Annotated in this window: 24 protein-coding genes; 11 read left to right on the forward strand and 13 right to left on the reverse strand. The window is 73.3% G+C overall.

From position 1 onward, the window contains the following. Window positions 1-115 precede the first annotated feature (115 nt). Window positions 116-1,387, reverse strand: coding sequence for a biotin synthase BioB (gene bioB / locus ACN20G_RS24375; protein ID WP_424214943.1), 1,272 nt, complete (start codon window positions 1,385-1,387; stop codon window positions 116-118). Between the two features lie 272 nt (window positions 1,388-1,659). Between bioB and ACN20G_RS24380 the strand changes: the two genes are divergently transcribed. Then, window positions 1,660-2,892, forward strand: coding sequence for an 8-amino-7-oxononanoate synthase (locus ACN20G_RS24380; RefSeq protein ID WP_424214944.1), 1,233 nt, complete (start codon window positions 1,660-1,662; stop codon window positions 2,890-2,892). A 9-nt stretch (window positions 2,893-2,901) separates the two neighbouring features. On the opposite strand, the gene ACN20G_RS24385 is transcribed toward ACN20G_RS24380, so the two are convergent. Further along, a complete protein-coding gene (locus tag ACN20G_RS24385) occupies window positions 2,902-3,096 on the reverse strand; it encodes a DUF397 domain-containing protein (RefSeq protein ID WP_424214945.1) in 195 nt (64 codons plus the stop codon). A 14-nt stretch (window positions 3,097-3,110) separates the two neighbouring features. Then, a complete protein-coding gene (locus tag ACN20G_RS24390; protein ID WP_424214946.1) occupies window positions 3,111-3,983 on the reverse strand; it encodes a helix-turn-helix domain-containing protein in 873 nt (290 codons plus the stop codon). 278 nt (window positions 3,984-4,261) lie between these two features. Here ACN20G_RS24390 and ACN20G_RS24395 point away from each other — a divergent pair, with 278 nt between their 5' ends. Then, window positions 4,262-4,720, forward strand: coding sequence for an ATP-binding protein (locus ACN20G_RS24395; RefSeq protein ID WP_424214947.1), 459 nt, complete (start codon window positions 4,262-4,264; stop codon window positions 4,718-4,720). A gap of 12 nt (window positions 4,721-4,732) precedes the next feature. Here the strand turns inward: ACN20G_RS24395 and ACN20G_RS24400 are convergent, their stop codons facing one another. Beyond that, the gene (locus tag ACN20G_RS24400; protein WP_424214948.1) at window positions 4,733-5,137 is read right to left on the reverse strand and encodes a VOC family protein; all 405 of its coding nucleotides are present in this window, start codon (window positions 5,135-5,137) and stop codon (window positions 4,733-4,735) included. Between the two features lie 368 nt (window positions 5,138-5,505). Between ACN20G_RS24400 and ACN20G_RS24405 the strand changes: the two genes are divergently transcribed. The 7 genes from ACN20G_RS24405 (at window position 5,506) to ACN20G_RS24435 (ending at window position 12,191) form a co-directional block, all read left to right on the forward strand. Continuing rightward, window positions 5,506-5,808 carry an urease subunit gamma gene (locus tag ACN20G_RS24405; protein WP_424214949.1) on the forward strand — a complete coding sequence of 101 codons (303 nt, stop codon included), beginning with the start codon at window positions 5,506-5,508 and terminating at the stop codon, window positions 5,806-5,808. A gap of 31 nt (window positions 5,809-5,839) precedes the next feature. After that, on the forward strand, window positions 5,840-6,151 hold the full coding sequence (locus ACN20G_RS24410; protein ID WP_424214950.1) for an urease subunit beta: 312 nt from the start codon (window positions 5,840-5,842) through the stop codon (window positions 6,149-6,151). Beyond that, the gene (locus ACN20G_RS24415) at window positions 6,144-7,865 is read left to right on the forward strand and encodes an urease subunit alpha (RefSeq protein WP_424214951.1); all 1,722 of its coding nucleotides are present in this window, start codon (window positions 6,144-6,146) and stop codon (window positions 7,863-7,865) included. The genes ACN20G_RS24410 and ACN20G_RS24415 overlap by 8 nt, the downstream gene beginning before the upstream one ends. Window positions 7,866-7,929: 64 nt before the next feature. Beyond that, complete coding sequence (locus tag ACN20G_RS24420; RefSeq protein ID WP_424214952.1) at window positions 7,930-8,604, forward strand: urease accessory protein UreF; 675 nt, start codon at window positions 7,930-7,932, stop codon at window positions 8,602-8,604. Window positions 8,605-8,650: 46 nt separating this feature from the next. Further along, window positions 8,651-9,340 (forward strand): urease accessory protein UreG, encoded by a 690-nt coding sequence (ureG, locus tag ACN20G_RS24425; RefSeq protein WP_424214953.1) that lies wholly within the window; start codon window positions 8,651-8,653, stop codon window positions 9,338-9,340. Beyond that, a complete protein-coding gene (locus ACN20G_RS24430) occupies window positions 9,337-10,131 on the forward strand; it encodes an urease accessory protein UreD (protein ID WP_424214954.1) in 795 nt (264 codons plus the stop codon). Before ureG ends, ACN20G_RS24430 begins: the two co-directional genes overlap by 4 nt. A gap of 371 nt (window positions 10,132-10,502) precedes the next feature. Next, on the forward strand, window positions 10,503-12,191 hold the full coding sequence (locus ACN20G_RS24435; protein ID WP_424214955.1) for an alpha/beta hydrolase: 1,689 nt from the start codon (window positions 10,503-10,505) through the stop codon (window positions 12,189-12,191). 117 nt (window positions 12,192-12,308) lie between these two features. Here the strand turns inward: ACN20G_RS24435 and ACN20G_RS24440 are convergent, their stop codons facing one another. The 8 genes from ACN20G_RS24440 to ACN20G_RS24475 form a co-directional block, all read right to left on the reverse strand. After that, window positions 12,309-13,043 (reverse strand): lysophospholipid acyltransferase family protein, encoded by a 735-nt coding sequence (locus ACN20G_RS24440; protein WP_424214956.1) that lies wholly within the window; start codon window positions 13,041-13,043, stop codon window positions 12,309-12,311. Window positions 13,044-13,111: 68 nt separating this feature from the next. Further along, entirely contained in the window at window positions 13,112-14,686 is a 1,575-nt protein-coding gene (locus tag ACN20G_RS24445; protein ID WP_424214957.1) for a PTS ascorbate transporter subunit IIC, read from the reverse strand. 22 nt (window positions 14,687-14,708) lie between these two features. After that, window positions 14,709-15,515 carry a PTS sugar transporter subunit IIA gene (locus ACN20G_RS24450; RefSeq protein WP_424214958.1) on the reverse strand — a complete coding sequence of 269 codons (807 nt, stop codon included), beginning with the start codon at window positions 15,513-15,515 and terminating at the stop codon, window positions 14,709-14,711. A gap of 20 nt (window positions 15,516-15,535) precedes the next feature. Continuing rightward, a complete protein-coding gene (locus ACN20G_RS24455; protein WP_424214959.1) occupies window positions 15,536-15,694 on the reverse strand; it encodes a hypothetical protein in 159 nt (52 codons plus the stop codon). Between the two features lie 66 nt (window positions 15,695-15,760). Then, entirely contained in the window at window positions 15,761-16,714 is a 954-nt protein-coding gene (locus tag ACN20G_RS24460) for a cytochrome c oxidase assembly protein (protein WP_424214960.1), read from the reverse strand. Between the two features lie 89 nt (window positions 16,715-16,803). Then, the gene (locus ACN20G_RS24465; RefSeq protein ID WP_424214961.1) at window positions 16,804-17,829 is read right to left on the reverse strand and encodes a 6-phosphofructokinase; all 1,026 of its coding nucleotides are present in this window, start codon (window positions 17,827-17,829) and stop codon (window positions 16,804-16,806) included. A 203-nt stretch (window positions 17,830-18,032) separates the two neighbouring features. Continuing rightward, a complete protein-coding gene (locus tag ACN20G_RS24470; protein ID WP_424214962.1) occupies window positions 18,033-18,764 on the reverse strand; it encodes a type 1 glutamine amidotransferase in 732 nt (243 codons plus the stop codon). Window positions 18,765-18,796: 32 nt separating this feature from the next. Further along, window positions 18,797-20,035 carry a MurT ligase domain-containing protein gene (locus tag ACN20G_RS24475; protein WP_424214963.1) on the reverse strand — a complete coding sequence of 413 codons (1,239 nt, stop codon included), beginning with the start codon at window positions 20,033-20,035 and terminating at the stop codon, window positions 18,797-18,799. 135 nt (window positions 20,036-20,170) lie between these two features. Here ACN20G_RS24475 and def point away from each other — a divergent pair, with 135 nt between their 5' ends. Further along, a complete protein-coding gene (def, locus tag ACN20G_RS24480) occupies window positions 20,171-20,734 on the forward strand; it encodes a peptide deformylase (RefSeq protein ID WP_424214964.1) in 564 nt (187 codons plus the stop codon). A 19-nt stretch (window positions 20,735-20,753) separates the two neighbouring features. Here the strand turns inward: def and ACN20G_RS24485 are convergent, their stop codons facing one another. Then, on the reverse strand, window positions 20,754-21,467 hold the full coding sequence (locus ACN20G_RS24485) for a TetR family transcriptional regulator (protein WP_424214965.1): 714 nt from the start codon (window positions 21,465-21,467) through the stop codon (window positions 20,754-20,756). A gap of 194 nt (window positions 21,468-21,661) precedes the next feature. On the opposite strand from ACN20G_RS24485, the gene ACN20G_RS24490 reads away from it, so the two are divergent. Beyond that, the gene (locus ACN20G_RS24490; protein WP_424214966.1) at window positions 21,662-22,891 is read left to right on the forward strand and encodes an acyl-CoA dehydrogenase family protein; all 1,230 of its coding nucleotides are present in this window, start codon (window positions 21,662-21,664) and stop codon (window positions 22,889-22,891) included. Window positions 22,892-23,053 lie beyond the last annotated feature (162 nt).

The following is a 23,053-nucleotide window of genomic DNA, read 5'->3' on the forward strand; positions in this document are numbered from 1 at the left end:
GTAGGGGTGCCACACGTGCCGTCGGTCCAGGTCCAGCAGGTCGGCCGCGTCGTGGCCGGTGGGGGCCTGCGCGGGGACGCGCGGGAGGGTGTCCCGCGCGTCCCGGTGGTGCTGATCAGGCATTGGGCGCGAGGTCCGTTCCCGCGCCGCGCCGCCGCACGGTGACCAGTTCGGGGCGGACCCCGCCCGGTTCGGCCTGCTCGCCGGTCACGGCGACCGCCGGCTCGGTGCGGGCCGCGGGGACCTCGGCGTGCGAGCCGCAGCCGCCGCAGGAGCTGCCGCAGCCGGCGGCCTCGGCACCGGCGCCGCTGCCGCAGAGGGAGGCGCCGCCGCCGTGCGAACCGCAGCCGCCCTGGGCGCGCTCCACGCGTTCGGCGAGGTCGGCGCGGTGGGTGGGCAGGGTGCGGGTGTCCGCGCCCTCCACCTCGAAGCCGGCGTCCGCGATCATGTCGAGGTCGGCCTGGCCGGCCTGGCCCTCGCTGGTCAGGTAGTCGCCGAGGAAGATGGAGTTGGCCAGGTGCAGGGCCAGCGGCTGCATGGTCCGCAGGTGCACCTCGCGGCCGCCCGCGATCCGGACCTCCACGTCGGGGCAGACGAAGCGGACCATCGCCAGGATCCGCAGGGCGCGCTGCGGGGTGAGGTTCCACTCCTGGGCCAGGGGCGTGCCCTCGAACGGGATGAGGAAGTTGACCGGGACCGAGTCGGGGTCCAGGTCGCGCAGGGCGAAGACCACGTCCAGGAGGTCCTCGTCGCTCTCGCCCATGCCCGCGATCAGGCCCGAGCAGGCCGACAGGCCCGCCGCGTGCGCCTTGTTCACGGTGTCCACGCGGTCCTGGTAGGTATGCGTGGTGGTGATCTGCCCGTAGGTGCCCTCGGACGTGTTCAGGTTGTGGTTGTAGGCGTCGGCGCCCGCGTCGCGCAGGCGTTCGGCCTGGCCGTCGGAGAGCAGGCCCAGGCAGGCGCACACCTCGACGCCCTCGTTCTGGTCCTTGATCGCGGCGATGGTCTTCGAGACCCGGTCCACGTCCCGGTCCGTGGGCCCGCGACCGCTCGCGACCAGGCACACGCGCTTGGCGCCGCCCGCGACACCGGCCGCGGCGGCCTTCGCGGCGTCGTCCGCGCCGAGCCAGGTGTACTTGAGGATCTCGGCCTTCGAGCCGAGTCGCTGCGAGCAGTAGGAGCAGTCCTCGGGGCACAGCCCGGACTTCAGGTTGACCAGGTAGTTCAGCTTGACGCGTCGCCCGAACCAGTGCCGGCGCACCTTGCCGGCCGCGGCGACCACGTCGAGGAGTTCGTCGTCCGAGGTCGCCAAGACGGCGAGCGCTTCCTCGCGGGTCGGCGTCTCACGCCGGAGCCCCTTGTCCACCAAGGTGTTCAGCAGGTCCATGGGGCCGATCCTGAGCCATCGGCGGCCCGCTTGGCCAGCACGGAAGTGCACAGTACGGCACATCGCGAGTGTGTGGATCACCACACCTCGGGGTGGTTCGAGGGGGGTTAGGGTGCGGGGATCCCTGTGGACAGCCGACAAACGACGGGATCCCGCGCGGGAGGATCCGCACGGGACCGGGGTCGACCCGCCCGGACCGGCCCGGTTCGTTCCCGTCCGCTCCGGTCCGCCCCCGTTCGTCACCGCCTGTTCCCCGATCCGAGGACGCGTCGATGCCCCCGTTCGAAACCGCCCCGACCACCACCCCGGCCGGGTCCGTCCCGCCGCCCCGCCGCGCGCCCGCCGCGCCGGGCGAGGTCTTCGGGTGGATCGACGAGGCGGAGCGGGCCCGGGACCGGGCCGGGCTGACCCGGGTGCTGCGCCCCCGGCCCGCCCACAGCGAGCTGCTGGACCTGGCGGGCAACGACTACCTGGGCCTGACCCGGCACCCCGAGGCCCTCGCCGGCGCCCGGGAGGCCGTCACCCGCTGGGGGGCGGGCGCCACCGGCTCCCGGCTCGTGACCGGCACCACCGAACTGCACGCCGAGCTGGAGGCCGAACTCGCCGCGTTCTGCGGTTTCGAGGCGGCCCTCGTGACCTCCTCCGGGTACGCGGCCAACCTCGCGGCCGTCACCGCCCTGTCCGGGCGGGACGCGCTGGTCGTCTCCGACTCCGTCAACCACGCCTCCCTCGTGGACGCCTGCCGGCTCTCGCGCGCCGAGATCGCCGTCGCCCCCCACAAGGACCCCCGGGCGGTGGCCGCCGAACTCGCGGCCCGCTCCCACGCGCGGGCCCTGGTGGTCACGGACTCGGTGTTCTCGGTGGACGGGGACACCGCCCCGCTCGCCGAACAGGCCGCCGTCTGCCGGGCCGCCGGCGCGGCCCTCGTCGTGGACGACGCCCACGGCTTCGGGGTGCGCGGGGCGGGCGGCCGGGGCGAGCCGCACGCGGCCGGACTGGCCGGGGCCCCGGACGTGGTGGTGACGCTGACCCTGTCCAAGGCGATGGGCAGCCAGGGCGGGGCGGTGCTGGGCCCGGCGCGGGTGATCCGTCACCTGGTGAACACCGCGCGCAGCTTCATCTTCGACACCGGCCTGGCCCCGGCGGCCGTGGGCGCGGCCCTGGCGAGCCTGCGCCTGTTGGCGCGCGAGCCGGAGCGGGCGGCCCGGGTGCGCCGGGTGGCGACGGAACTGCACGCGGGACTGACGGCCGCCGGGCTCGGCTCGGTGCCGCCCGAGGCGGCCGTGGTGTCGGTGCGGGCGCCCTCGGCGGCGCAGGCCCTGCGGTGGGCGGCGGACTGCCGTGAGGCGGGGCTGGCCGTCGGCTGCTTCCGGCCGCCGTCCGTGCCGGACGGGATCTCGCGGCTGCGGCTCACCGCCCGGGCCGACCTCACGGGGGAGGAGATCGCCCGGGCGGTGGCCGCGGTGGTGCGGACCGCGCCCGCCGGGGCCTTCGGCCCCCGCTGAGCGGGTGGGTCAGTCGGCCGGGCGGAGCAGGGTGAGGAACCCGGTCCACGCGGCGTCCGAGACGCGGAGCACGGGTCCGGCGGGCCGTTTGGAGTCCCGGATCGCGAGCCGGCCCGGCGGGAGCGGGGCCGTCTCGACGCAGTTGTTCATCCCGGTGCTGTGGCTGCTGCGCCGCCACCGCATGCCGGCGGGGGTTGCGGACATGGGGGAGTGCCTCCTTACGCGCCGTCAGCGAGGGCGCAGATGAGGTCCGACGACTCCTGGGGCGACAGAGCGCGCTCCTGAATGGTGCGGAAGGCGGCGCCGTACGCGTCCAGGTCTTCCTTCCGTTCGAGATGGAGGCTACCCGTCAAATGGTCGAGCACCACCACGTCCAGATCGGCGATGTCCGGAAACGAGAAGATGACGAACGGGCCGGTGAGCCCCAGGTGGCCCCCCATGCTGAACGGCAGCACCTGGAGGCTCACGTGCGGCAGCCGTCCCATGTCGACCAGGTGCCGCAACTGTCGCTCCATCACCTCCGGTCCGCCGATCTGCCGGCGCAGCACCGCCTCGTCGATCACGGCGCTCAGCTCCAGCGGAGGGTTCGTCCGGAGCACGTCCTGACGGGTCAGGCGGACGTCCACGAGGGCCTCCACCGTCGATCCGTCCGAGGGCCCGAGGGCCGCACGTGTCACCTCCCGCGCGTACTCGGGGGTCTGGAGCAGGCCCGGAACCACCGAGAGCTCCACCGTGCGGGCGGTGCGGGCCGCCGCCTCCAGCGTGATGAAGTCCCGGTACTCGGAGGGCAGCAGGCCCCGGTAGGCGTGCCACCACTGGCGGTCCGCGGCAGGGTCGCCGACCGGGGCGGCGGAGACGGACAGCGCGTGCACCAAGGCCCGCAGGCGGGGCCCGACGTCCCCGTACAGATCGAGGAGGAGGGTGACGTCCTCGGGCTTGACCCCGCTGCGCCCGGTCTCGATCCGGCTGATTTTCGATTGGTGCCATCCCACCATGCGGGCGGCGTCGCCGCTCGTGAGGCCGGAACGGTCGCGCAGGGCGCGCAGTTCCTCGCCGAGCTTGCGTCGACGCACCGCGGGACCGTGCTGCATGGGCCCTCCTCCGCCGGGCCGGGCGCGTGCGCCCCGCCGCTCCCCTCCGCCACCACCGCCGACCGCGTGCGGGGGCCGGCGGGGCGTTCCGGGGCCGGCGCACACACGGCACCAGTGTGCAGTGCGGAGCGGCCCGCGCGGGGGTCGGTTCACCGCATCGAGGGACAGATATATGCACATCTCCGGGAACGGCGGTGCCGGGCGGGGCATCGGTGGCACTCTGGCGGACCCGCACAGAGCCGGGGCCCCGACCGCCCCGGAGGGAAGGACCGATCGCCATGGCGGACCATCAGGAACTCTCCTTCACCCTGCCGAGCGAGCCGGCCTCGGTCCCCGCGGCCCGTCGACGGGTGCTCGACACCCTCGTCGGCTGGGGGCCCGCGGAGGGCGGCGAGGACGGGCTGGACACGGTCCGCCTGATCCTGTCGGAACTCGTCACGAACGCCGTCCAGCACACCCTGGGCCAATCCCCGACCTTCACGGTGACGGCGCGCTGGGAGCGCGGCGAGAGCCTGTGGCTGGGGGTGACCGACGACCACCCGCGCCGGCCGCGCCGGTTGCCGGCCGCGGTGCAGCAGGACAACGGGCGCGGGATGCTCATCATCCGGACGTTGGTGGTGGAGGTGGGCGGGCGCCTGGCGGTGGATCCGACGGAGAGCGGGGGCAAGACCGTCTCGGTCACCCTGCCGTGGGTGGCCGATCCGCTGCGGGCGCCGGCGGGGGCCGTCGGGGTCTGAGGGCGGGGCAGGCTACTGCGCGGCCGCCGCCCGCGCCGCTCGTTCGGCCGGACCGCGGACCACGCAGAACTCGTTGCCCTCGGGGTCGGCGAGCACCGCCCAGCCCGTGCCGTCCGGTTCGCGGCGGTCGTCCAGCAGCCGGGCGCCGAGGGCGAGGATCCGGGTGACCTCCTCGTCCCGGGTGCGCTCGGTGGGCGAGAGGTCCAGGTGCAGGCGGTTCTTGACCGTCTTCTCCTCGGGGACGCGGATGAAGAGGAGCCCGGAGGCGTCGGGCGAGCCGGGGACGAGCTCGACCTCGGGGTCCCCGGGCCGGTCCTCGGCGCCGAGCGGCCAGCCCGTCACCCCGGACCAGAACAGGGCCTGGGCCCAGGGGTCCCGGGCGTCGACGGTGATGTGGTGGACGAGCTTGCGGAACACGGGTCTCCCGGGGTGTGGGCTCGGTCGGGCGCATGCGCCCGGTCACGTGGGGCATGGAATCAAAGGTCGCGGGGGCGGTCCACCCTTTTGTGACACGGGGGTTCGGGGCGAGGGTTTCGACACCTGTCGGAAACACGCGGCAACGCGGGGGAAAACCGGGCGTCCTACCGTTGCCCGTAAACCTCCGGCCTCGTTTCGATCATGGAACGGCAAAGGGCTAGTCTCAGATCCGCCAAATATTTCCATGTAGCAACCAAGAAGTTGCCTGAGGCGCTCCTGCCCTGTTCAACAAGATGTTGAACGGGGTTAGGGTTCGCACGCTTGGCGCCGAAGGCGTCCGATCAGGTTCACGAAACCGGGTGATATCAGTGCAACTTACTCCCCACGAGCAGGAACGACTGCTCATCCACGTCGCTGCCGACGTGGCCGAGAAGCGCCGGGCGCGAGGTGTGATCCTCAACCACCCCGAGGCCATCGCCCTCATCACCGCGCACATTCTCGAAGGGGCCCGCGACGGTCGCACCGTCTCCGAACTCATGGTCTCCGGGCGGAGCGTGCTGCGCCGCGAGGAGGTCATGGTCGGCATCCCCGAGATGATCCACGACGTGCAGGTCGAGGCGACCTTCCCCGACGGCACCAAGCTCGTCACCGTGCACGACCCGATCGTCTGAAGCATCCACCCGCCCGAGAGGAGGAACGATCGTGATTCCCGGTGAGATCCACTTCGCCGACGGGCCGATCCGGCTGAACGAAGGCCGCCCCGTCACCAGCCTGACCGTCCTCAACGCCGCCGACCGGCCCGTTCAGGTCGGCTCGCACTACCACTTCGCCGAGGCCAACCCGGGCCTCGACTTCGACCGCGTCGCCGCCCGCGGGCTGCGTCTGGACATCCCCGCCGGCACCGCCGTGCGGTTCGAGCCGGGCGTGCCCGTCGCCGTCGACCTCGTTCCCCTCGCCGGACTCCGGGTCGTGCCCGGACTGCGCGGCGAGATCGGAGGACCCCTCGATGTCTGAGATCTCCCGTCCCGACTACGCCGACCTCTTCGGGCCGACCACCGGCGACCGGATCAGACTGGCCGACACCGACCTGCTCGTCGAGATCGAGGAGGACCTCTCGGGCGGCCCCGGCCGCGCCGGTGACGAGGCCGTGTTCGGCGGCGGCAAGGTCATCCGCGAGTCCATGGGCCAGGCCCGGCTGACCCGCGCCGAGGGCGCCCCCGACACCGTCATCACCGGCGTCGTCGTGCTCGACCACTGGGGCATCGTCAAGGCCGACCTCGGCATCCGCGACGGCCGGATCGTCGGCCTGGGCAAGGCCGGCAACCCCGACACCATGGACGGGATCCACCCCGCCCTGGTCATCGGCCCCGAGACCGAGGTCATCGCCGGCAACGGCAAGATCGTGACGGCCGGCGCCATCGACGCCCACGTCCACTTCATCTCGCCGACCGTGCTCGACACCGCGCTCGCCACCGGCATCACCACCCTCGTCGGCGGCGGCACCGGCCCCGCCGAGGGCAGCAAGGCCACCACCGTCACCCCCGGCGCCTGGCACACCGCCCGCATGTTCGCCGCCCTGGAGGCATCGCCGATCAACATCGGCCTGCTCGGCAAGGGCAACACCATGTCCCGCGAGGCCATGCACGCCCAGCTGCGCGGCGGCGCCCTCGGGTTCAAGATCCACGAGGACTGGGGCGCCACCCCGGCCGTCATCGACGCCTGTCTGTCGGTGTGCGAGGAGACCGGGGCCCAGGTCGCCATCCACACCGACACCCTCAACGAGGCCGGGTTCGTCGGCGACACCCTCGCCGCCATCGCGGGCCGCACCATCCACGCCTACCACACCGAGGGCGCCGGCGGCGGGCACGCCCCCGACATCATCACCGTGGTCTCCGAGCCCCACGTGCTGCCCAGCTCCACCAACCCGACCCGGCCGCACACCCTGAACACCGTCGAGGAACACCTCGACATGCTGATGGTCTGCCACCACCTCAACCCCGCCGTCCCCGAGGACCTCGCGTTCGCCGAGTCCCGGATCCGGCCCTCGACCATCGCCGCCGAGGACGTGCTGCACGACCTGGGCGCGATCTCCATCATCTCCTCCGACTCCCAGGCCATGGGTCGGGTCGGCGAGGTGATCATGCGGACCTGGCAGACCGCGCACGTGATGAAGAAGCGCCGCGGCCCGCTGCCCGGCGACGGCCCCGCCGACAACAACCGGGCCCGCCGCTACGTGGCCAAGTACACGATCAACCCGGCCGTCGCGCAGGGCATCGCGCACCAGGTCGGCTCCGTCGAGGTCGGCAAGCTCGCCGACCTGGTGCTGTGGAACCCCGCGTTCTTCGGGGTCAAGCCCGAGGTCGTCATCAAGGGCGGCCAGATCGCCTGGGCGCAGATGGGCGACGCCAACGCCTCCATCCCCACCCCGCAGCCGGTGCTGCCGCGCCCGATGTACGGGGCGATGGGCCGGGCGCCCGCGCTCAACACCTTCAACTTCGTCTCGCAGGCCGCCCTCGACGACCACCTGCCCGAACGCCTCGGCCTGCACCGCACGTTCGTCGCGATCGAGAGCACCCGCAAGGTCACCAAGGCCGACATGCGCAACAACGACGCCATGCCCCGGGTCGAGGTCGACGCGGACACCTTCACCGTCACCATCGACGGCGAGGCCGTGGAGCCCGCGCCGGTCGCCGAACTCCCCATGGCCCAGCGCTACTTCCTGTTCTAGGACCGCGCCGGGCCGCCCGCACCACCCGTCCCACCCGCACCACATCACGCGATCGGAGTCCGCCATGAGCCGCGCGGCCCTGCTGATCCTCGCCGACGGCCGGTTCCCGGCCGGCGGTCACGCCCACTCCGGCGGGGCCGAGGCGGCCGTCACGGCGGGCCGGATCCGCGACGCCGTCGACCTCGCCGACTACTGTCGGGGCCGACTGCACACCACCGGCCTCGTGGCCGCCGCCCTCGCGGCGGCCGCGTGCGCCGGGGTGGACCCCGTGGCCCTGGACGCCGCGGCCGACGCCCGCACCCCCGTGCCCGCCCTCCGGCAGGCCGCCCGCAGGCTGGGCCGGCAGTTCCTGCGGGCCGCCCGGGCCACCTGGCCCACCCCCGAGCTGGAGGAACTGGCCCGGGCCTTCCCGCGCGGGGCGCACCAACCCGTGGTCCTGGGCCTCACCGCCCGGGCCGCCGGGGTGAGCCCGCTGGACGCCGCGCACATCGCGGCCTACGAGAGCGTCGGCGGCCCGGCCACCGCCACCGTCCGGCTGCTCGGCCTGGACCCCTTCGAGGCCAGCGGGGTCCTCGCGGCCCTCGCCCCGGCCCTGGACGAGGTGGCCGCCGAGGCCGCCCGCGCCGCCGAACGGGCCCTGACCGAGGGCGTCGCCGCCCTGCCCGCCGGTTCCGGCCCCCTCGCCGAGATCGCCGCCCAAGCGCACGCCGACCGCCCGGTCCGCCTCTTCGCGTCCTGACCCCCTCCTCTCACCCACCGCCTCCCGAACCACCCAGGAGCTGACGATGCACCTCGACCACGACCTCGCGGCCTTCCCGCACCGCCACACCCACAGCGCCGAACCCCTGCGCGCCGACGGCACCCGGCGGGCCCTGCGGATCGGCCTCGGCGGCCCCGTCGGCTCCGGCAAGACCGCCACCGTCGCCGCCCTGTGCCGCGCCCTGCGCGCCGAGTTCGGCATGGCCGTCGTCACCAACGACATCTACACCCGCGAGGACGCCGAGTTCCTGCTCCGCGAGGCCGTCCTGCCGCCCGAGCGGATCACCGCCGTCGAGACCGGCGCCTGCCCGCACACCGCGATCCGCGACGACATCTCCGCCAACCTGGAGGCCGTGGAGGAACTCGAGGACGAGCTCGGCCCGCTCGACCTGATCCTCGTGGAGTCCGGCGGCGACAACCTCACCGCGACCTTCTCCCGCGGCCTGGTCGACGCGCAGATCTTCGTCATCGACGTGGCCGGCGGCGACGACATCCCGCGCAAGGGCGGCCCCGGCGTGACCACCGCCGACCTGCTCATCGTCAACAAGACCGACCTCGCCCCGTACGTCGGCTCCGACCTGAAGCGGATGGCCGACGACGCCGCCGCCCAGCGCGGCGACCTGCCCGTGATCTTCCAGTCCCTGCGCGGGGACGAGGGCGTCGGCCCCGTCGCCGACTGGGTCCGCGCCCGCCTCGCGGCCTGGGTGACGGCGTGACCACCGCGCCGCCCGCCCCCACCCCCGAGGTGCCCGCCGTCGGCGTCCGGGCCACCGCCCGGATCCGGGCCGCCGCCGACGGCCGGGGCGGCACGGCGCTGCCCGTGCTCGCCGGCGAGGGCCCCTTCGCCCTGCGCCGGGTCCGCGCCCGGGGCCCCGAGGCCCGGGTCCTGGTGATCGGCGCCATGAGCGCCCCGCTCGGCGGGGACCGGCTCGGCATCGAGGTCGAGGCGGAGGCCGGGGCCCGGCTCTCCGTCGGCGCCGCCGCCGCGACCCTGGCCCTGCCCGGCCGGGGCGGCCTGCCCGCCCACTACGACGTGAGCCTGACCGTCGGCCCCGACGCCGCCCTGACCTGGCTGCCCGAACACCTCGTCTCCGTGCGCGGCAGCGACCTGCGGGCGAGCACGCTGGTGCGCACGGCGGCCGGCAGCCGGCTGGTGTTCCGCGAGGAACAGGTCCTGGGCCGGGCCGACGAGGCCCCCGGCACCCTCCGCTCCCGCCTGACCGCCTGGCACGCCGGCCGCCCGCTGCTGGACCAGGAACTCTCCTGCGGGCCCGGCGCCCACGCCGGCTGGGACGGCCCGGCCGGGATCGCCGGCCGCCGCGCGCTGGGCCAACTGCTCATCGTGCGCCCGGAGTTCGAGAACGACCCGCCGGCCGCGCGGATGCTCGGCGAGACCGCCGCCGTCTCCCCGCTGCCCGGCCCCGCCGTGCTCGTCACGGCCCTGGCCGAGGACGCCCTCGCCCTGCGCGCCGTCCTCGACGAGGCCCTCGCGGAGTTCACCGCCTGACGCGCCCCCACCGCAGGACGACGGCCGCGACGCACCACCCGCCCGGCGCGGGTTCCGCATCGCGGCCGTCCGGCATGTGGACAGCCCCTCGCCGCGCCGGCATGCTTGCCGCGCCCCGGGAGCGCGCCCGCCGTTCGTGACGGATCTGCCTGCCGCGCAAGGGAGTCGAGGGTGTGGGCTGCCCCCTCTCGGAGGGGTGATCGGGGGCGGATCGGACAGGTGGTCCGGTCAGCGGACAGATCGTTCCGGATACCGGCTTGGCAAAGAACCGCGCCCAGACCTGTTCTCATCCGCTTTTCACACGAAAGGATCCCCCTGCATCGACCAACCCGCCGCCCGCGCGCGGCGGATGACGCAGGGGGAACAACCACGTGATACGTCCCGCGGCGCTGGGGAGCGCCGCCACCCTCATCGCCGGCAGCCTCGTCGCCGGCCTGGTCCTCGCCGGTCCCGCCGGCGCCGCGCCCGCGACCGCCCCGACGGCCGCGCAGAGCCGCGACAACGGCGTCGCCGAGGCCCTCGGCGCGCAGATCGCCGCCGCCCGCGCCGAGCGCGCCGGCGTGACCTGGAAGGACTGTCCGGCCGACTGGGGCCTGGAGAAGCCCATCCAGTGCGGGTTCGTGAAGGTCCCGCTCGACTACGCCAAGCCCTTCGGCAAGACCATCGACATCGCCGTCGACCGCATCGGCAACACCGGCACCAAGGAAGAGCGCCAGGGCGCGCTCGTCTACAACCCCGGCGGCCCCGGCGGCTCCGGCATGCGCTTCCCGCGCCGCGTCACCACCAAGAGCCCGCTGTGGGTCAACGCCTCCAAGGCATACGACTTCGTCGGCTTCGACCCGCGCGGCGTCGGCCACTCCACCCCGATCTCCTGCGTCGACCCGCAGGAGTTCGTCAAGGCCCCCAAGGCCGACCCGGTCCCCGGCAACGAGGCCGACAAGCGCGCCCAGCGCAAGCTCGCCGCCGCGTACGCGGACGGCTGCAAGGAGCGCAGCGGCTGGATGCTGCCGCACATGACCACCGCGAACACGGTCCGCGACCTCGACGTGGTCCGCGCCGCCCTCGGCGAGAAGAAGCTCAACTTCCTCGGCGTCTCCTACGGCACCTACATCGGGGCGGTCTACGCGACCCTCTTCCCGAACCACGTGCGCCGCATGATCGTCGACAGCGTGGTCAACCCGAAGCAGGAGCAGATCTGGTACCAGGCCAACCTGGACCAGGACGTCGCCTTCGAGGGCCGCTGGAACGACTGGAAGGCGTGGGTCGCCAAGAACGACGCCTCCTTCCACCTCGGCGACACCCCCGCCAAGGTCGAGGCCCAGTGGCAGAAGCTCCGCGCCACCGCCAAGGCGAACCCGCTCGGCGGGAAGGTCGGCCCGGCCGAGCTGATCTCCTTCTTCCAGAGCGCCCCGTACTACGACTCCTCCTGGGTGCCCGTCGCCCAGACCTGGAGCGACTACGTGGCCGGTGACACCCAGGCCCTCGTGGACGCCGCCGCCCCCGACATGACCGACATCGCGGGCAACATCGCCTCCGAGAACGGCAACGCGGTCTACACCGCCGTCGAGTGCGCCGACGCCAAGTGGCCCACCAGCTGGAACCGCTGGGACCGGGACAACACCCGGCTGCACAAGGACTACCCGTTCATGACCTGGGCCAACGCCTGGATGAACCTGCCCTGCGCCACCTGGAAGTCCAAGCAGAGCAGCCCCGTCGCGGTCGGTGCCAAGCACATCGCCCCGGTCCTGATCGTGCAGTCCGAGCGGGACGCCGCCACCCCCTACGAGGGCGCGGTCGAGCTGCACCGCCGGCTCGCGGGCTCCCGCCTCGTCACCGAGCGCGGCGCCGGTTCGCACGGCGTGACCAGCCTGGTCAACCCCTGCGTCAACAGCCGCGTGGACGCCTACCTGCTCACCGGCAAGGTGGACGCCAAGGACGTGACCTGCGACCCGCACGCCACCCCGCAGGCCCCCGCGCCCAAGGCCGCCGCCAAGTCGGCCGCCCCGGCCCCGGCGCTCGCCCCGGCCGAGGAACTGCCCGGCGTGCCCACCCTGCGCTGACACCGGCACGGGACGCGGCACACCGGCACCACACCGGCAGCACACCGACGGGCCCCGGCGCGACACGCGCCGGGGCCCGTCTCCGTCCCCGTTCCCGCCTCCGTGCCTTCGCCCGGATCAGGCGGCGGGCGGGGGACCCTGCGCCCGCCGGCCCCTCCCGCGCCGGGCCGCCTCCTCGCGCTCGGCCTTCACCTCGTTCGCGTACCGGTCCACGTACTCCTGGCCCGACAGCTCCCGAACCGCGTACACGATCTCGTCCGTCACCGCCCGCAGCACCAGGCGCTCGCCCTCCAGACCCGCGTGCCGCGAGAACTCCAGCGGCTCCCCGAACCGGATGGTCACCCGGCGCCCCAGGCGCGGCAGCCGGCGCCCCGGCGGTTGCAGCTCGAAGGTGCCCACCATCGCGCACGGCACCACCACGACCCCCGCCGTCAGCGCCATCGCCGCCACCCCCACCTTGCCCTTGTACAGCCGCCCGTCGTGCGAGCGTGTGCCCTCCGGATAGATCCCCAGCAACTCCCCGCGCGCCAACACCCCCAGCCCCTCGCGCAACGCGGCCTGACCCGCCGCCCGCCCCGAGCGGTCCACCGGGATCTGCCCCGCCGCCCGGAAGAACGAGGCCGTCAACCGACCCTTGACCCCCGGCCCCGTGAAGTACTCGGCCTTCGCCAGGAACGTGATCCGGCGCGGCAGGATCGCGGGCATCAGGAAGTGGTCCGCGAACGACAGGTGGTTGCCCGCCACGATCGCCGCCCCCGACGCGGGCACGTGCTCCAGCCCCTCGATCCGGGGCCGGAACAACAGGCGCAACAACGGTCCCAACAGCACGTGCTTCAGCAAGAGGTAGAACACCGGGCGGCTCCCGTCGACGTGCCGAGGTGGGCACCGTGCACGCACGGTGCCCACCATCCTACGGACCGTCAGCTCGGCGGGGCGGGCGGCACGGGGGCCCCGGCCGGCGGTCGCAGGCGCGCGTACCCGCCCGAGCCCACCGGCACACCGGTGTCCACCCCCGCGTCCGCCCCCGGACCGCCGGCGCGCGGGAAGAACGCGTCCCGCTTCGCCCCCGGGTCCCAACCGGTGTCCACCACCCGCTTCTGCACCAGGATCGCCGCGCCCAGCACCGCCGCGCCGATCAGCAGCACCAGGATCAGCCCGACGACCTCGCCCGCCTTGCCCGCGTACCCGATCAAAGTCCCGAACCAGCCGAAGTCCGCGTCTCCGAAGGTGGTGTTCTCCTCGCCGAACGGGCCCAGCACCTTTAGCAGGATCGCGGGCAGGAACGTGATCAGCACGCCGTTGAGGAACGCGCCCAGCGCCGCCCCCCGCCGGCCGCCCGTCGCGTTGCCGTACACCCCGGCCGCGCCGCCCGTGAAGAAGTGCGGCACCAGCCCCGGCAACACCAGCGCCAACCCGAAGGCCGGCGAGATCCACCAGGTCATCAGCGCCAGGCTCACCAGACCGCCCGCGAAGCTGCACAGGAAGCCGATCAGCACCGCGTTCTGCGCGTACGGGAACACGATCGGCGCGTCCAGCGCCGGGATCGCCCCCGGCACCAGCTTCTGCGCGATGCCCTGGAAGGCGGGCACCAGCTCGGCGAGGATCGTGCGCACGCCGAAGAGGATCACCGCGACCGCGATGCCGAACTGCAGGCCCTGCATCACCGCCTGCATCAGGTAGTTCCCGACCCCGGTCGCCCCCGCGCCCCCGCCGGCCGGCGCGAACGCCCGGAACGCGCTCTCGCGCCCCACCTTGCCGAGGAAGACCAGCGCCATCACCAGGTAGATGATCAGCATGGACAGGGCGGTGGCCACCATCGAGTCCCGCAGGAACCGCAGGCCCTCCGGCAGCTTCAGCTCCTCCGTGCTCGGCGAGCGCTTGCCCACGGCCTGCCCGGTGGCGCCGGCCACGATGTACCCGGCGGTGCCGAAGTGCCCGATGGCCACCGTGTCCGACCCGGTCACCCGTTTGGTCCACGGGTGCGCGAACGCCGGCATCGCCACCAGCAGGATGCCCAGCAGCACCCCGCCGACCACGACCACCACGGCCGAGGGCTGCCCGGCGATGGCCAGCACCATGGTCAGCAGCGTGGCCATGAACAGCATGTGGTGACCGGTGAGGAACACGTACCGCAGCGGGGTGAACCGCGCCAGCAGCAGGCTCACCGCGAAGCCGAGGATCATCAGCCAGGCCACCCGCGCCCCGTACTGGGCCTGGGCGATGCCGACGATGGCCTCGTTGGTCGGGATCACGCCGTGGGCCCCGGTGGAGCCCTGGATCATGGTGCCCAGCGGGGCGAGGGAGTTCACGACCAGACCGGCGCCCGCGCCGATCAGCAGGAAGCCGAGGGTGGCCTTGATGGCCCCGCCGATCACCTGCCCGGCGCTGCGCCGCAGCGCGATCAGGCCGGCGGCCGTGATCAGACCGATCAGATAGGCCGGTTGGCTGAGGATCTCGTTGACGACGAACTGCGCGATGCTCACGAGCCAGTTCATGGGGGGTGTGCTGCCTTCCGGCTCAGACGTCGTAGAGGTCGCGCAGGACGCGGTCGACCTCGGTGGTGCTCGTGAAGTCCCCGACCACGCGCACCGGGATGCCCACGTCCCCCAACGTGCGGGCGATCTCCCGGGAGGTCAGGACCGCCTGGGCGGCTCCGGCCTTGCCCTTGGCGGAGATGGTGTCGGTGGCCTCGACGCTCACGTACGGGCCCCAGCCCCACCGCTCCAGCACCTTCTCCAGGGTGCTCTTGAGGAACAGGGACGTGCCCACGCCGTTGCCGCAGACCGTCAGCAGGTGGTGGTGGCCCAGCGCCTCCCCGGCCGCCGCGGCGCCCGCTCCGGACGCGGGGGCGGCGGGAGTGCCCGTCGGGCTCGCGGGGGGCGCCGTCAGCAGGGCGTGCGCCTCCCGGGCGGTGCGCACCGTGCGCAGGGCCGCGGAGACCTCGGGATCGGCCAGGCGCCCGGCCAGGGCGGCCATCGCGGCGGTGTGGTCCCCGGAGTCCCGGGCCGCGAGGCCCACCACCAGGGAGACCGGGTCGTTGCTCTCGTGGCCGAACTCCACCGGCCGCGCCAGGCGCACGAAGGACAGTCCGGTGCGGCGCACGGCGGGGGAGGGGCGGGCGTGGGCGAAGGCCAGGCCGGGGGCGATCACGATGTACGGACCGTTCTCCTCGACGTTGACGATCATCTCGGAGGTGTAGGCGTCCTCGGCGGCGCCGGTGGCGGTCAACAGGGACCCGGCGAGGGTCACCGCCTCCCGCCAGTCCCCGGCCGGGAGGTCCACGCGGACCGCCTCCGGAGGGAGCAGATCACTCAATTCGGGCATGGAGTGATCATCGCAAAATGTTACAGATCGCGCGAAGCGGCGAGCGCCGCCGTGAGCAGGCCCAGCACGACCCAGCCGAACCACAGCCAGCCGTTGCTGCCCAGGGCCACCGAGTAGGTGGCGACGACGAGCAGGAAGCCGCCCGTGAGCGCGGCCATCGTCTTGACGGAACCGGTCATGACGCCATCATGGCCCTCCCGGACCCGACCCGCCGGCGCCCACGCCGTAACGATTGACCCGTCGGTTCAGCCGCGGGCCCGCAGGGAGGCCAGGTAGGCGTTGTACTCCTCCAGCTCCTTGTCCCCGTCCCGGTCCGCGGCCCGGTCCGAACGCCGCGCCGCCCGCTGCTCCGAGTGGTACCACTGGTAGATCAGCGCGATCAGCACCAGTACCGAGGGGATCTCGCTGAAGGCCCACGCGATGCCGCCCGCCCACTGCTGGTCGTCGAGCGCGTCCACCCCGAGCGAGACCGGCGGGTTCGCGTACGTGGCGATCATCGGCTCCGAGCCCATCATCAGCGCGATCCCGAAGAACGCGTGGAAGGGCATCCCCGCGAACAGCTCCAGCATCCGCATCACGTACCCCGGCCGGTGCGGCCCCGGGTCCACGCCCATGATCGGCCAGAAGAACACCAGGCCCACGGCCAGGAAGTGCACCATCATCGCGATGTGCCCGGTCTTGCTGCCCATCAGGAAGTCGAACAGCGGCGTGAAGTACAGCCCGTACAGGCTCGCGATGAACATCGGGATCGTGAACACCGGGTGCGTGATCACCCGCATGTAGCGGCTGTGCAGCAGCGCCAGCAGCCACTCGCGCGGCCCCTTGCGGCCCCGCCCGGCCGGCGGCAGCGCCCGCAGCGCCAGGGTCATCGGCGCGCCCAGCAGCAGCAGGATCGGCGAGAGCATGCTGATCACCATGTGCTGCACCATGTGCACGCTGAACAGGACCATCCCGTAGTCGTTCAGCTTCGTGCACATCACCAGCGCCACGCTCAGCACGCCGACGGTGAACGCGACGGTCCGCCCGGCCGACCAGGAGTCCCCGCGCCGGCGCAGCCGCAGCACGCCCCAGCCGTACAGGGCCAGCGCGATCAGGCTGCCGAAGAGGAAGAACGCGTCGAAGGAGAACTCCAGACCCCGCCCGAGAGTGAACGGCGGCAGGTCCATGTCCATGCCCGACCCGTGTCCGCTGTGATCCATTCGTTCTCCCTTGAGCGTGATGCCCCACCACACTAGTGCGGCCCCCGGGATGCTCCGTCCCCGGGGGCCGCACCGTGCGCGAGGCCCGCTCAGAGGATGTTCTCGGCCTCCGCGTAGCGCGCCTGCGGCACCGTCTTCAGCTCGGCGACCGCGCTCGCCAGCGGCACCAGCTCTATCTCCGTGCCCCGCAGCGCCGTCAGCATCCCGAACCGGCCCTGGTGCGCCGCCTCCACCGCGTGCCAGCCGAAGCGGGTGGCCAGCACCCGGTCGTACGCGGTGGGGGTGCCGCCGCGCTGCACGTGCCCGAGGATCACCGGCCGGGCCTCCTTGCCGAGCCGGGCCTCCAGCTCCACCGCGAGCCGGTTGCCGATGCCCGCGAAGCGCTCGTGCCCGTACACGTCGGTGCCCCGGTCCTCCATGGTCAGGGTGCCCGGACGGGGCTTGGCGCCCTCGGCCACCACCACGATCGCGAACCGCTTGCCGGCCTCGAAGCGCTCCCCGACGATCCGGGTCAGCTCCTCGATGTCGAAGGGCCGCTCGGGCACCACGATCGCGTGCGCGCCGGCGGCCATGCCCGCGTGCAGCGCGATCCAGCCGGTGTGCCGGCCCATCACCTCCACCACCATGACCCGCTGGTGGGACTCGGCGGTGGTCTTGAGCCGGTCCAGGGCCTCGGTGGCCACGCCGACGGCCGTGTCGAAGCCGAAGGTGGCGTCGGTGGAGGCGATGTCGTTGTCGATGGTCTTGGGGACGCCCACGATCGGCAGTCCCGCCTCCGACAGCAGGTGGGCGGCCTTCAGGGTGCCCTCGCCGCCGATCGGGATGATCGCGTCGATCCCCAGCTCGGCCACGTGCCCCCGGGCCCGCTCCACCCCGTCGCGCAGGTGGGCCGGCTGCACCCGGGAGGAGCCCAGGATGGTGCCGCCGCGGGCCAGGATGCCGGAGACGGCGTCGAGGTCGAGCTTGCGCCAGTCGGCCTCCAGCAGGCCCTTCCAGCCGTCGAGGAAACCGATCACCTCGTCCCCGTGGTCCACGACGGCGCGGTGGACGACGGAGCGGATGACGGCGTTGAGACCGGGGCAGTCGCCCCCGGAGGTGAGCACACCAATGCGCATGTCTGGCAGGACCTTTGCAACGTGGGCGGGCGACCGGACCACGTCGTCCGGTTGGAACACGGCCACCCTACAAGCGGATCGGCAATGGACTGAACCATCCTCCACATGTCGGTTCCGTCACTGGTGCGATCCCACCGCGGGCACGCCGAAGGCCCGTCACCCGGTGCGGCGGGCGCGGGCCTTCGAAAGGGGCGTGCGAGGCGTCAGCTCGCGGGGGCGGTGGCCGCCGCGATCCGCTCCGCGCGCAGCGCGTCGTACCAGCGGTCGTCGATGGGCGGCAGCGCGTTCACGTCGAGGGCCAGCTTCAGCAGCAGGTCCGCGATCAGCGGGTTGCGGGCCATCACGGGCCCGTGCATGTAGGTGCCGAACACGGTGCCGTTGAAGGCGCCCTCGGTGCCGTCGCCGGTGCCGTTGCCGCGCCCGATGCGGGTGCGGGCGAAGGGCTGGGCGGTGGGTCCGAGGTGGGTGACGCCCTGGTGGTTCTCGAAGCCCGTCAGCGGGGGCAGGCCCAGGCGCGGGTCGATGTCGGCGAGCACGTCGCCCACGCACCGCTCGCCCTCGCCGCGCACCGTCACCACGTCGAGCAGGCCCAGGCCCTGCTGGCGCTGGCCCATGTCGTTGACGAACTCGCGGCCCAGGATCTGGTAGCCGGCGCAGACCGAGAACACGATCGCGCCGTTGGCCACGGCGCGCGGCAGTCCGCCGTCGCGCAGCAGGCGTTCGGCCGCCAGGCGCTGCGGGCGGTCCTCGCCGCCGCCGATCAGGTAGATGTCCCCGGAGGTGGGGATCGGCTGGTCGCTGCGCACGTCGACGCGCTGCACGTCGAGGCCGCGGCGGCGGGCCCGGCGCTCCACGACCAGGACGTTGCCCTGGTCGCCGTAGGTGCTGAGCAGGTCGGGGTAGACCCACACCAGACGCAGGCTGTTGTCACTCATCGCTGCTGTTGTCCTTGCGTAGTGGTGGCGGGTCAGTTGCCGACGCGACGGCGCACGTCCTGGAAGGCCGTGTAGTTCGCGATCAGCTCGATCTGGCCGGGCGGCGCGAGCTGCACGGCCTCGTCCAGGGTCTCGCAGACGCGGAAGTCCAGGCCGGCGACCTCCAGACGCACCGCGAGGTCGAGCTTGCGGTCGCCGATCACGAAGATCGGGTGGCCGGCCAGGCGCGGGTAGTCCACGTCCCACAGCCAGGAGGTGTCGGTGCCGTCCGCGCCGCGCGCGTTCACCGAGAGGATCACCGGGGTCGGCGGCGGGTCGATCAGGGAGAAGGTCTCCAGCCAGCCCGCCGGGTTCTTCGCCAGCAGCAGGCGCAGGTCCCGGTTGTTGAACTGCACCACGTCGTAGCGGCCGGCGACGGCCTGCACCTGGTACATGCGCTCCAGCGCCACCTGCGGCGGCACCCCGAAGACGGCGGCGACGGCCGCCGAGGTCGCGGCGTTGGCCTTGTTGGCGCGGCCGGGGAGCTGGAGGTGGATCGGCCAGGCCGAGCCGTGCGGGTCGAGCACGTGGTCGCCGGAGAGGGCCCAGGTGGGGGTCGGGCGGCGGAAGCCGCACTCGCCGCAGAACCAGTCCTCGCCCGGACGCTGCATCACGCCGCCGCAGGACGGGCACGACCAGGCGTCGTCCTTCCACTCCTGGCCGACCGCGACCCAGATCACGTTCTGCGAGGAGGAGGCGGCCCACACGATCAGCGGGTCGTCGCAGTTGGCGACGATCACGGCCTTGGAGCCGGAGAGGCCCTCGCGCCACTTCTCGGCCAGCATGCGGGTCTCGGCGGCGCGGTCGAGCTGGTCGCGCGAGAGGTTCAGCAGGGCGATCACCTTGGGGGTGACGTCCCGGGCCACGCCGGCCAGGTACTTCTCGTCGACCTCGATCACGCCGTAACGGGCGTCCGAGCCGCCCGCGAGGGCCGAGGTGATGCCGGCCGGCATGTTCGCGCCGAGCGCGTTGGAGACCACCGGGCCGCTGGCGCGCAGCGCCTCGGCGATGAGTCGGGTGGTCGTGGTCTTGCCGTTCGTGGCCGAGACCAGCACGACGTCGAGGTGCTGCGCGAGGGCCCCGAGCAGATCGGGGTCGAGCCGCAGCGCCACCTTTCCGCCGATCACCGATCCGCTGCCTCGTCCCGCGGCCCGCGACACCGCCGCCGCGGCCTTGCCCGCCGTCACGGCCAGCTTGGCCCGCGGCGACAGCGGCTCCGTGTTGCCTGCCATCGTCCCTGCTCCTCCTTGCGTCGGTCCCGCACAGCCTATCCAGAACCGGCCGGGGGCTTGACCGCGCAGTCCGTGACGGACCGCGCGCGATCCCTCATATCTTCACCCGGCGACCTCCCCCGTACCCTTACCGCCATGCGCAAGCGTCCGATTCCAGGCACCACGGGTGTCGTCCGCACGATGAGCCTGCTGGGCGATCCGGTGCTCCACTCGCCGTGCGCCGAGGTCACCGACTTCGGCCCCGACCTCGACCGGCTGGTCGAGGACATGTTCGCGACCATGTACGCGGCGAACGGGGTGGGGTTGGCCGCCAATCAGGTGGGCGTGGGCCTGCGGGTCTTCGTCTGGGACTGCCCGGACGACGACGAGGTCCGCCACCTCGGGCACATCGTCAACCCGCGGCTGGTGTCGGCCGACGGGGACGAGCTGCTCGGCCCGGAGGGCTGCCTGTCGCTGCCCGGACTGGAGGCGGGCACGGCGCGGTGGGACCGGGCGGTGGTGACCGGGGTCACCTCGGACGGCGCCCCGATCACGGTCACCGGCACCGGGTTCTTCGCCCGCTGCCTCCAGCACGAGTGCGACCACCTCGACGGCACGGTCTACGCGGACCGGGTCGAGGGACTGCGGGCGCGCCGGCTGCGGCGGGCCATCGGCCGCACCTCCTGGGGCCGGGCCGCCGCCGCCCGCGCCGGGGCCTGAGCGCTCCGCCCCGGCGGCGTCAGAAGCCGGGGCCGCCCGCGCGGTTGCCGGCCGTGGCCAGCCGGCCCCACAACAGGTCGGTGAGGGCGGAGACCAGCTCGGCGCGCTCGCAGGGGCGTTCGCCCAGCCACCAGTCCCCGGCCGCGTGCATCATGCCGACGATGCCGTGGCCCCAGATCCGGGCCGTGCGGTCCCCGCCGGGCCCGAGGTCCACGCGTTCGGCGACCACCTCGGCCAGGGCCTCGCCGAGCCTGCGCAGCAGCGGGGCGGAGTGCAGGCCCACGTCGAAGCCCGCGGCGGGGTCGGCGGCCTCGGCCTCCGGGCCCTCGCCGGCGCCGCTCTCGGCCGGGTGCATCAGGAAGCGGTAGACCTGCGGGCGGGCCTCGATGGCCACGAGATAGGTGTCGAGGGTGGCCTCGACCCGGGCCCGGCGGTCCTCGGCGGGGGCGTCGAGCGCGGCCCGCAGCGAGTCCAGCAGGGCGTCGGTGTGGCGCAGGGCGAGGGCCTGGTAGAGGCCGGCCTTGTCGCCGAAGTGCCGGTAGAGGATCGGCTTGGTGATGCCGGCCTCGGCGGCGATCGCGTTCATCGAGGCGCCCGGCCCGTCGCGCAGCACGACGCGGTCGGCGGCCTCCAGCAACTCGCGCCGGCGCTGTTCGGCCGTGGCGGCGTGCCGCCCGTCGGCCCGGGTCCGGCGCCGCGTGGGCTCGGATCCGGTCTGCCGCGTGGTGTCCATGACGTGTTCTCTCCCCGCCCGTGCGATGGTGCGTGCCGCCCACGCAACGTAACACCCCGAGCACGCCGCCGATCCCCTCGGTACGGGTCCGGGCCGGTGTCGACCGGCGGGCCGAGGTGTTGACAGCCCCTACCGGCCGGTAACAGACTGTGGTCGACATGTGATGTTACCGGTAGTAACACCCTGGAGGGGTCGTGGCGGAGTTCACCATGGATCTGAACGACGAACAAAGGGAGGTCCGGGACTGGATCCACGGTTTCGCCGCCGACGTCATCCGCCCCGCCGCCGCCGAATGGGACGAACGCGAGGAGACCCCCTGGCCCGTCATCCAGGAGGCCGCGAAGGTCGGCATCTACTCCCTCGACTTCTACGCCCAGCAGTTCTTCGACCCCACCGGCCTCGGCATCCCGATGGCCATGGAGGAACTGTTCTGGGGCGACGCCGGCATCGCCCTGTCCATCGTCGGCACCGGACTGGCCGCCGTCGGCGTCCTCGCCAACGGCACCGAGGAGCAGATCGGCACCTGGATACCCCAGATGTACGGCGACGCCTCCGACGTGAAGGTGGCCGCCTTCTGCTCCTCCGAACCCGACGCCGGCTCCGACGTGGGCGCCATGCGCACCCGCGCCGTGTACGACGAGGCCCGCGACGAATGGCTGCTCAACGGCACCAAGACCTGGGCCACCAACGGCGGCATCGCCAACGTGCACGTCGTGGTCGCCGTCGTCGACCCCGAACTCGGCACCAAGGGCCACGCCTCCTTCATCGTGCCCCCGAACACCCCCGGCCTGAGCCAGGGCCAGAAGTTCAAGAAGCACGGCATCCGCGCCTCCCACACCGCCGAGGTGGTCCTGGAGGACGTGCGGGTCCCCGGGCACTGCCTGCTCGGCGGCAAGGAGAAGCTGGACGAACGCCTGGCCCGGGCCCGCGAGCGCGCGGCCGGCGGGGCCGGGGAGCGGGTCAAGAACGCGGCCATGGCCACCTTCGAGGCATCCCGCCCGGCCGTCGGCGCGATGGCCGTGGGCACCGCCCGCGCCGCCTACGAGGTCGCCCTCGACTACGCCCGCACCCGCACCCAGTTCGGCCGCCCGATCATCGACAACCAGGGCATCGCCTTCCAACTCGCCGACATGCGCACCCGGATCGACGCCGCCCGGCTGCTGGTCTGGCGGGCCTCCTGGATGGCCACCACCGGCAAGCCCTTCACGGCCGCCGAGGGCTCCATGTCCAAGCTGTACGCGAGCGAGGTCGCCAAGCAGGTCACCGCCCAGGCCGTGCAGATCCTCGGCGGGAACGGCTTCACCCGCGAGTACCCGGTGGAGCGGATGCACCGCGACAGCGCCATCTACACCATCTTCGAGGGCACCAGCGAGATCCAACGCCTCGTCATCGCCCGCACCCTGGCGGGGATGCCCATCCGCTGACCGGCGGGGAGCGCGGGCGGTCGGCCCCGGCGGCCCCGGGGCCCACCGCCCGCCCGCGCGTACGACCCGGTAACGGGAGTTCCCGGTCGGGGACCCGCATGATTCGCGCCGGCCGGCGTGATCGCCAGGGCAATCGTCGGACAATCCCTCGAAAGGATGGCG

The sequence above is a fragment of the Streptomyces dryopteridis genome (assembly GCF_049606955.1).
Classification (GTDB): domain Bacteria; phylum Actinomycetota; class Actinomycetes; order Streptomycetales; family Streptomycetaceae; genus Streptomyces.

What these genes read in the sequence shown, in the direction of transcription:
- bioB (WP_424214943.1), bottom strand. Translation starts at nt 1,387, where the DNA reads ATGGACCTGCTGAACACCTTGGTGGACAAGGGGCTCCGGCGTGAGACG.
- ACN20G_RS24380 (WP_424214944.1), top strand. Translation starts at nt 1,660, where the DNA reads ATGCCCCCGTTCGAAACCGCCCCGACCACCACCCCGGCCGGGTCCGTC.
- ACN20G_RS24385 (WP_424214945.1), bottom strand. Translation starts at nt 3,096, where the DNA reads ATGTCCGCAACCCCCGCCGGCATGCGGTGGCGGCGCAGCAGCCACAGC.
- ACN20G_RS24390 (WP_424214946.1), bottom strand. Translation starts at nt 3,983, where the DNA reads ATGCAGCACGGTCCCGCGGTGCGTCGACGCAAGCTCGGCGAGGAACTG.
- ACN20G_RS24395 (WP_424214947.1), top strand. Translation starts at nt 4,262, where the DNA reads ATGGCGGACCATCAGGAACTCTCCTTCACCCTGCCGAGCGAGCCGGCC.
- ACN20G_RS24415 (WP_424214951.1), top strand. Translation starts at nt 6,144, where the DNA reads ATGTCTGAGATCTCCCGTCCCGACTACGCCGACCTCTTCGGGCCGACC.
- ACN20G_RS24420 (WP_424214952.1), top strand. Translation starts at nt 7,930, where the DNA reads ATGAGCCGCGCGGCCCTGCTGATCCTCGCCGACGGCCGGTTCCCGGCC.
- ureG (WP_424214953.1), top strand. Translation starts at nt 8,651, where the DNA reads ATGCACCTCGACCACGACCTCGCGGCCTTCCCGCACCGCCACACCCAC.
- ACN20G_RS24445 (WP_424214957.1), bottom strand. Translation starts at nt 14,686, where the DNA reads ATGAACTGGCTCGTGAGCATCGCGCAGTTCGTCGTCAACGAGATCCTC.
- ACN20G_RS24450 (WP_424214958.1), bottom strand. Translation starts at nt 15,515, where the DNA reads ATGCCCGAATTGAGTGATCTGCTCCCTCCGGAGGCGGTCCGCGTGGAC.
- ACN20G_RS24455 (WP_424214959.1), bottom strand. Translation starts at nt 15,694, where the DNA reads ATGACCGGTTCCGTCAAGACGATGGCCGCGCTCACGGGCGGCTTCCTG.
- ACN20G_RS24460 (WP_424214960.1), bottom strand. Translation starts at nt 16,714, where the DNA reads ATGGATCACAGCGGACACGGGTCGGGCATGGACATGGACCTGCCGCCG.
- ACN20G_RS24465 (WP_424214961.1), bottom strand. Translation starts at nt 17,829, where the DNA reads ATGCGCATTGGTGTGCTCACCTCCGGGGGCGACTGCCCCGGTCTCAAC.
- ACN20G_RS24470 (WP_424214962.1), bottom strand. Translation starts at nt 18,764, where the DNA reads ATGAGTGACAACAGCCTGCGTCTGGTGTGGGTCTACCCCGACCTGCTC.
- ACN20G_RS24475 (WP_424214963.1), bottom strand. Translation starts at nt 20,035, where the DNA reads ATGGCAGGCAACACGGAGCCGCTGTCGCCGCGGGCCAAGCTGGCCGTG.
- def (WP_424214964.1), top strand. Translation starts at nt 20,171, where the DNA reads ATGCGCAAGCGTCCGATTCCAGGCACCACGGGTGTCGTCCGCACGATG.
- ACN20G_RS24485 (WP_424214965.1), bottom strand. Translation starts at nt 21,467, where the DNA reads ATGGACACCACGCGGCAGACCGGATCCGAGCCCACGCGGCGCCGGACC.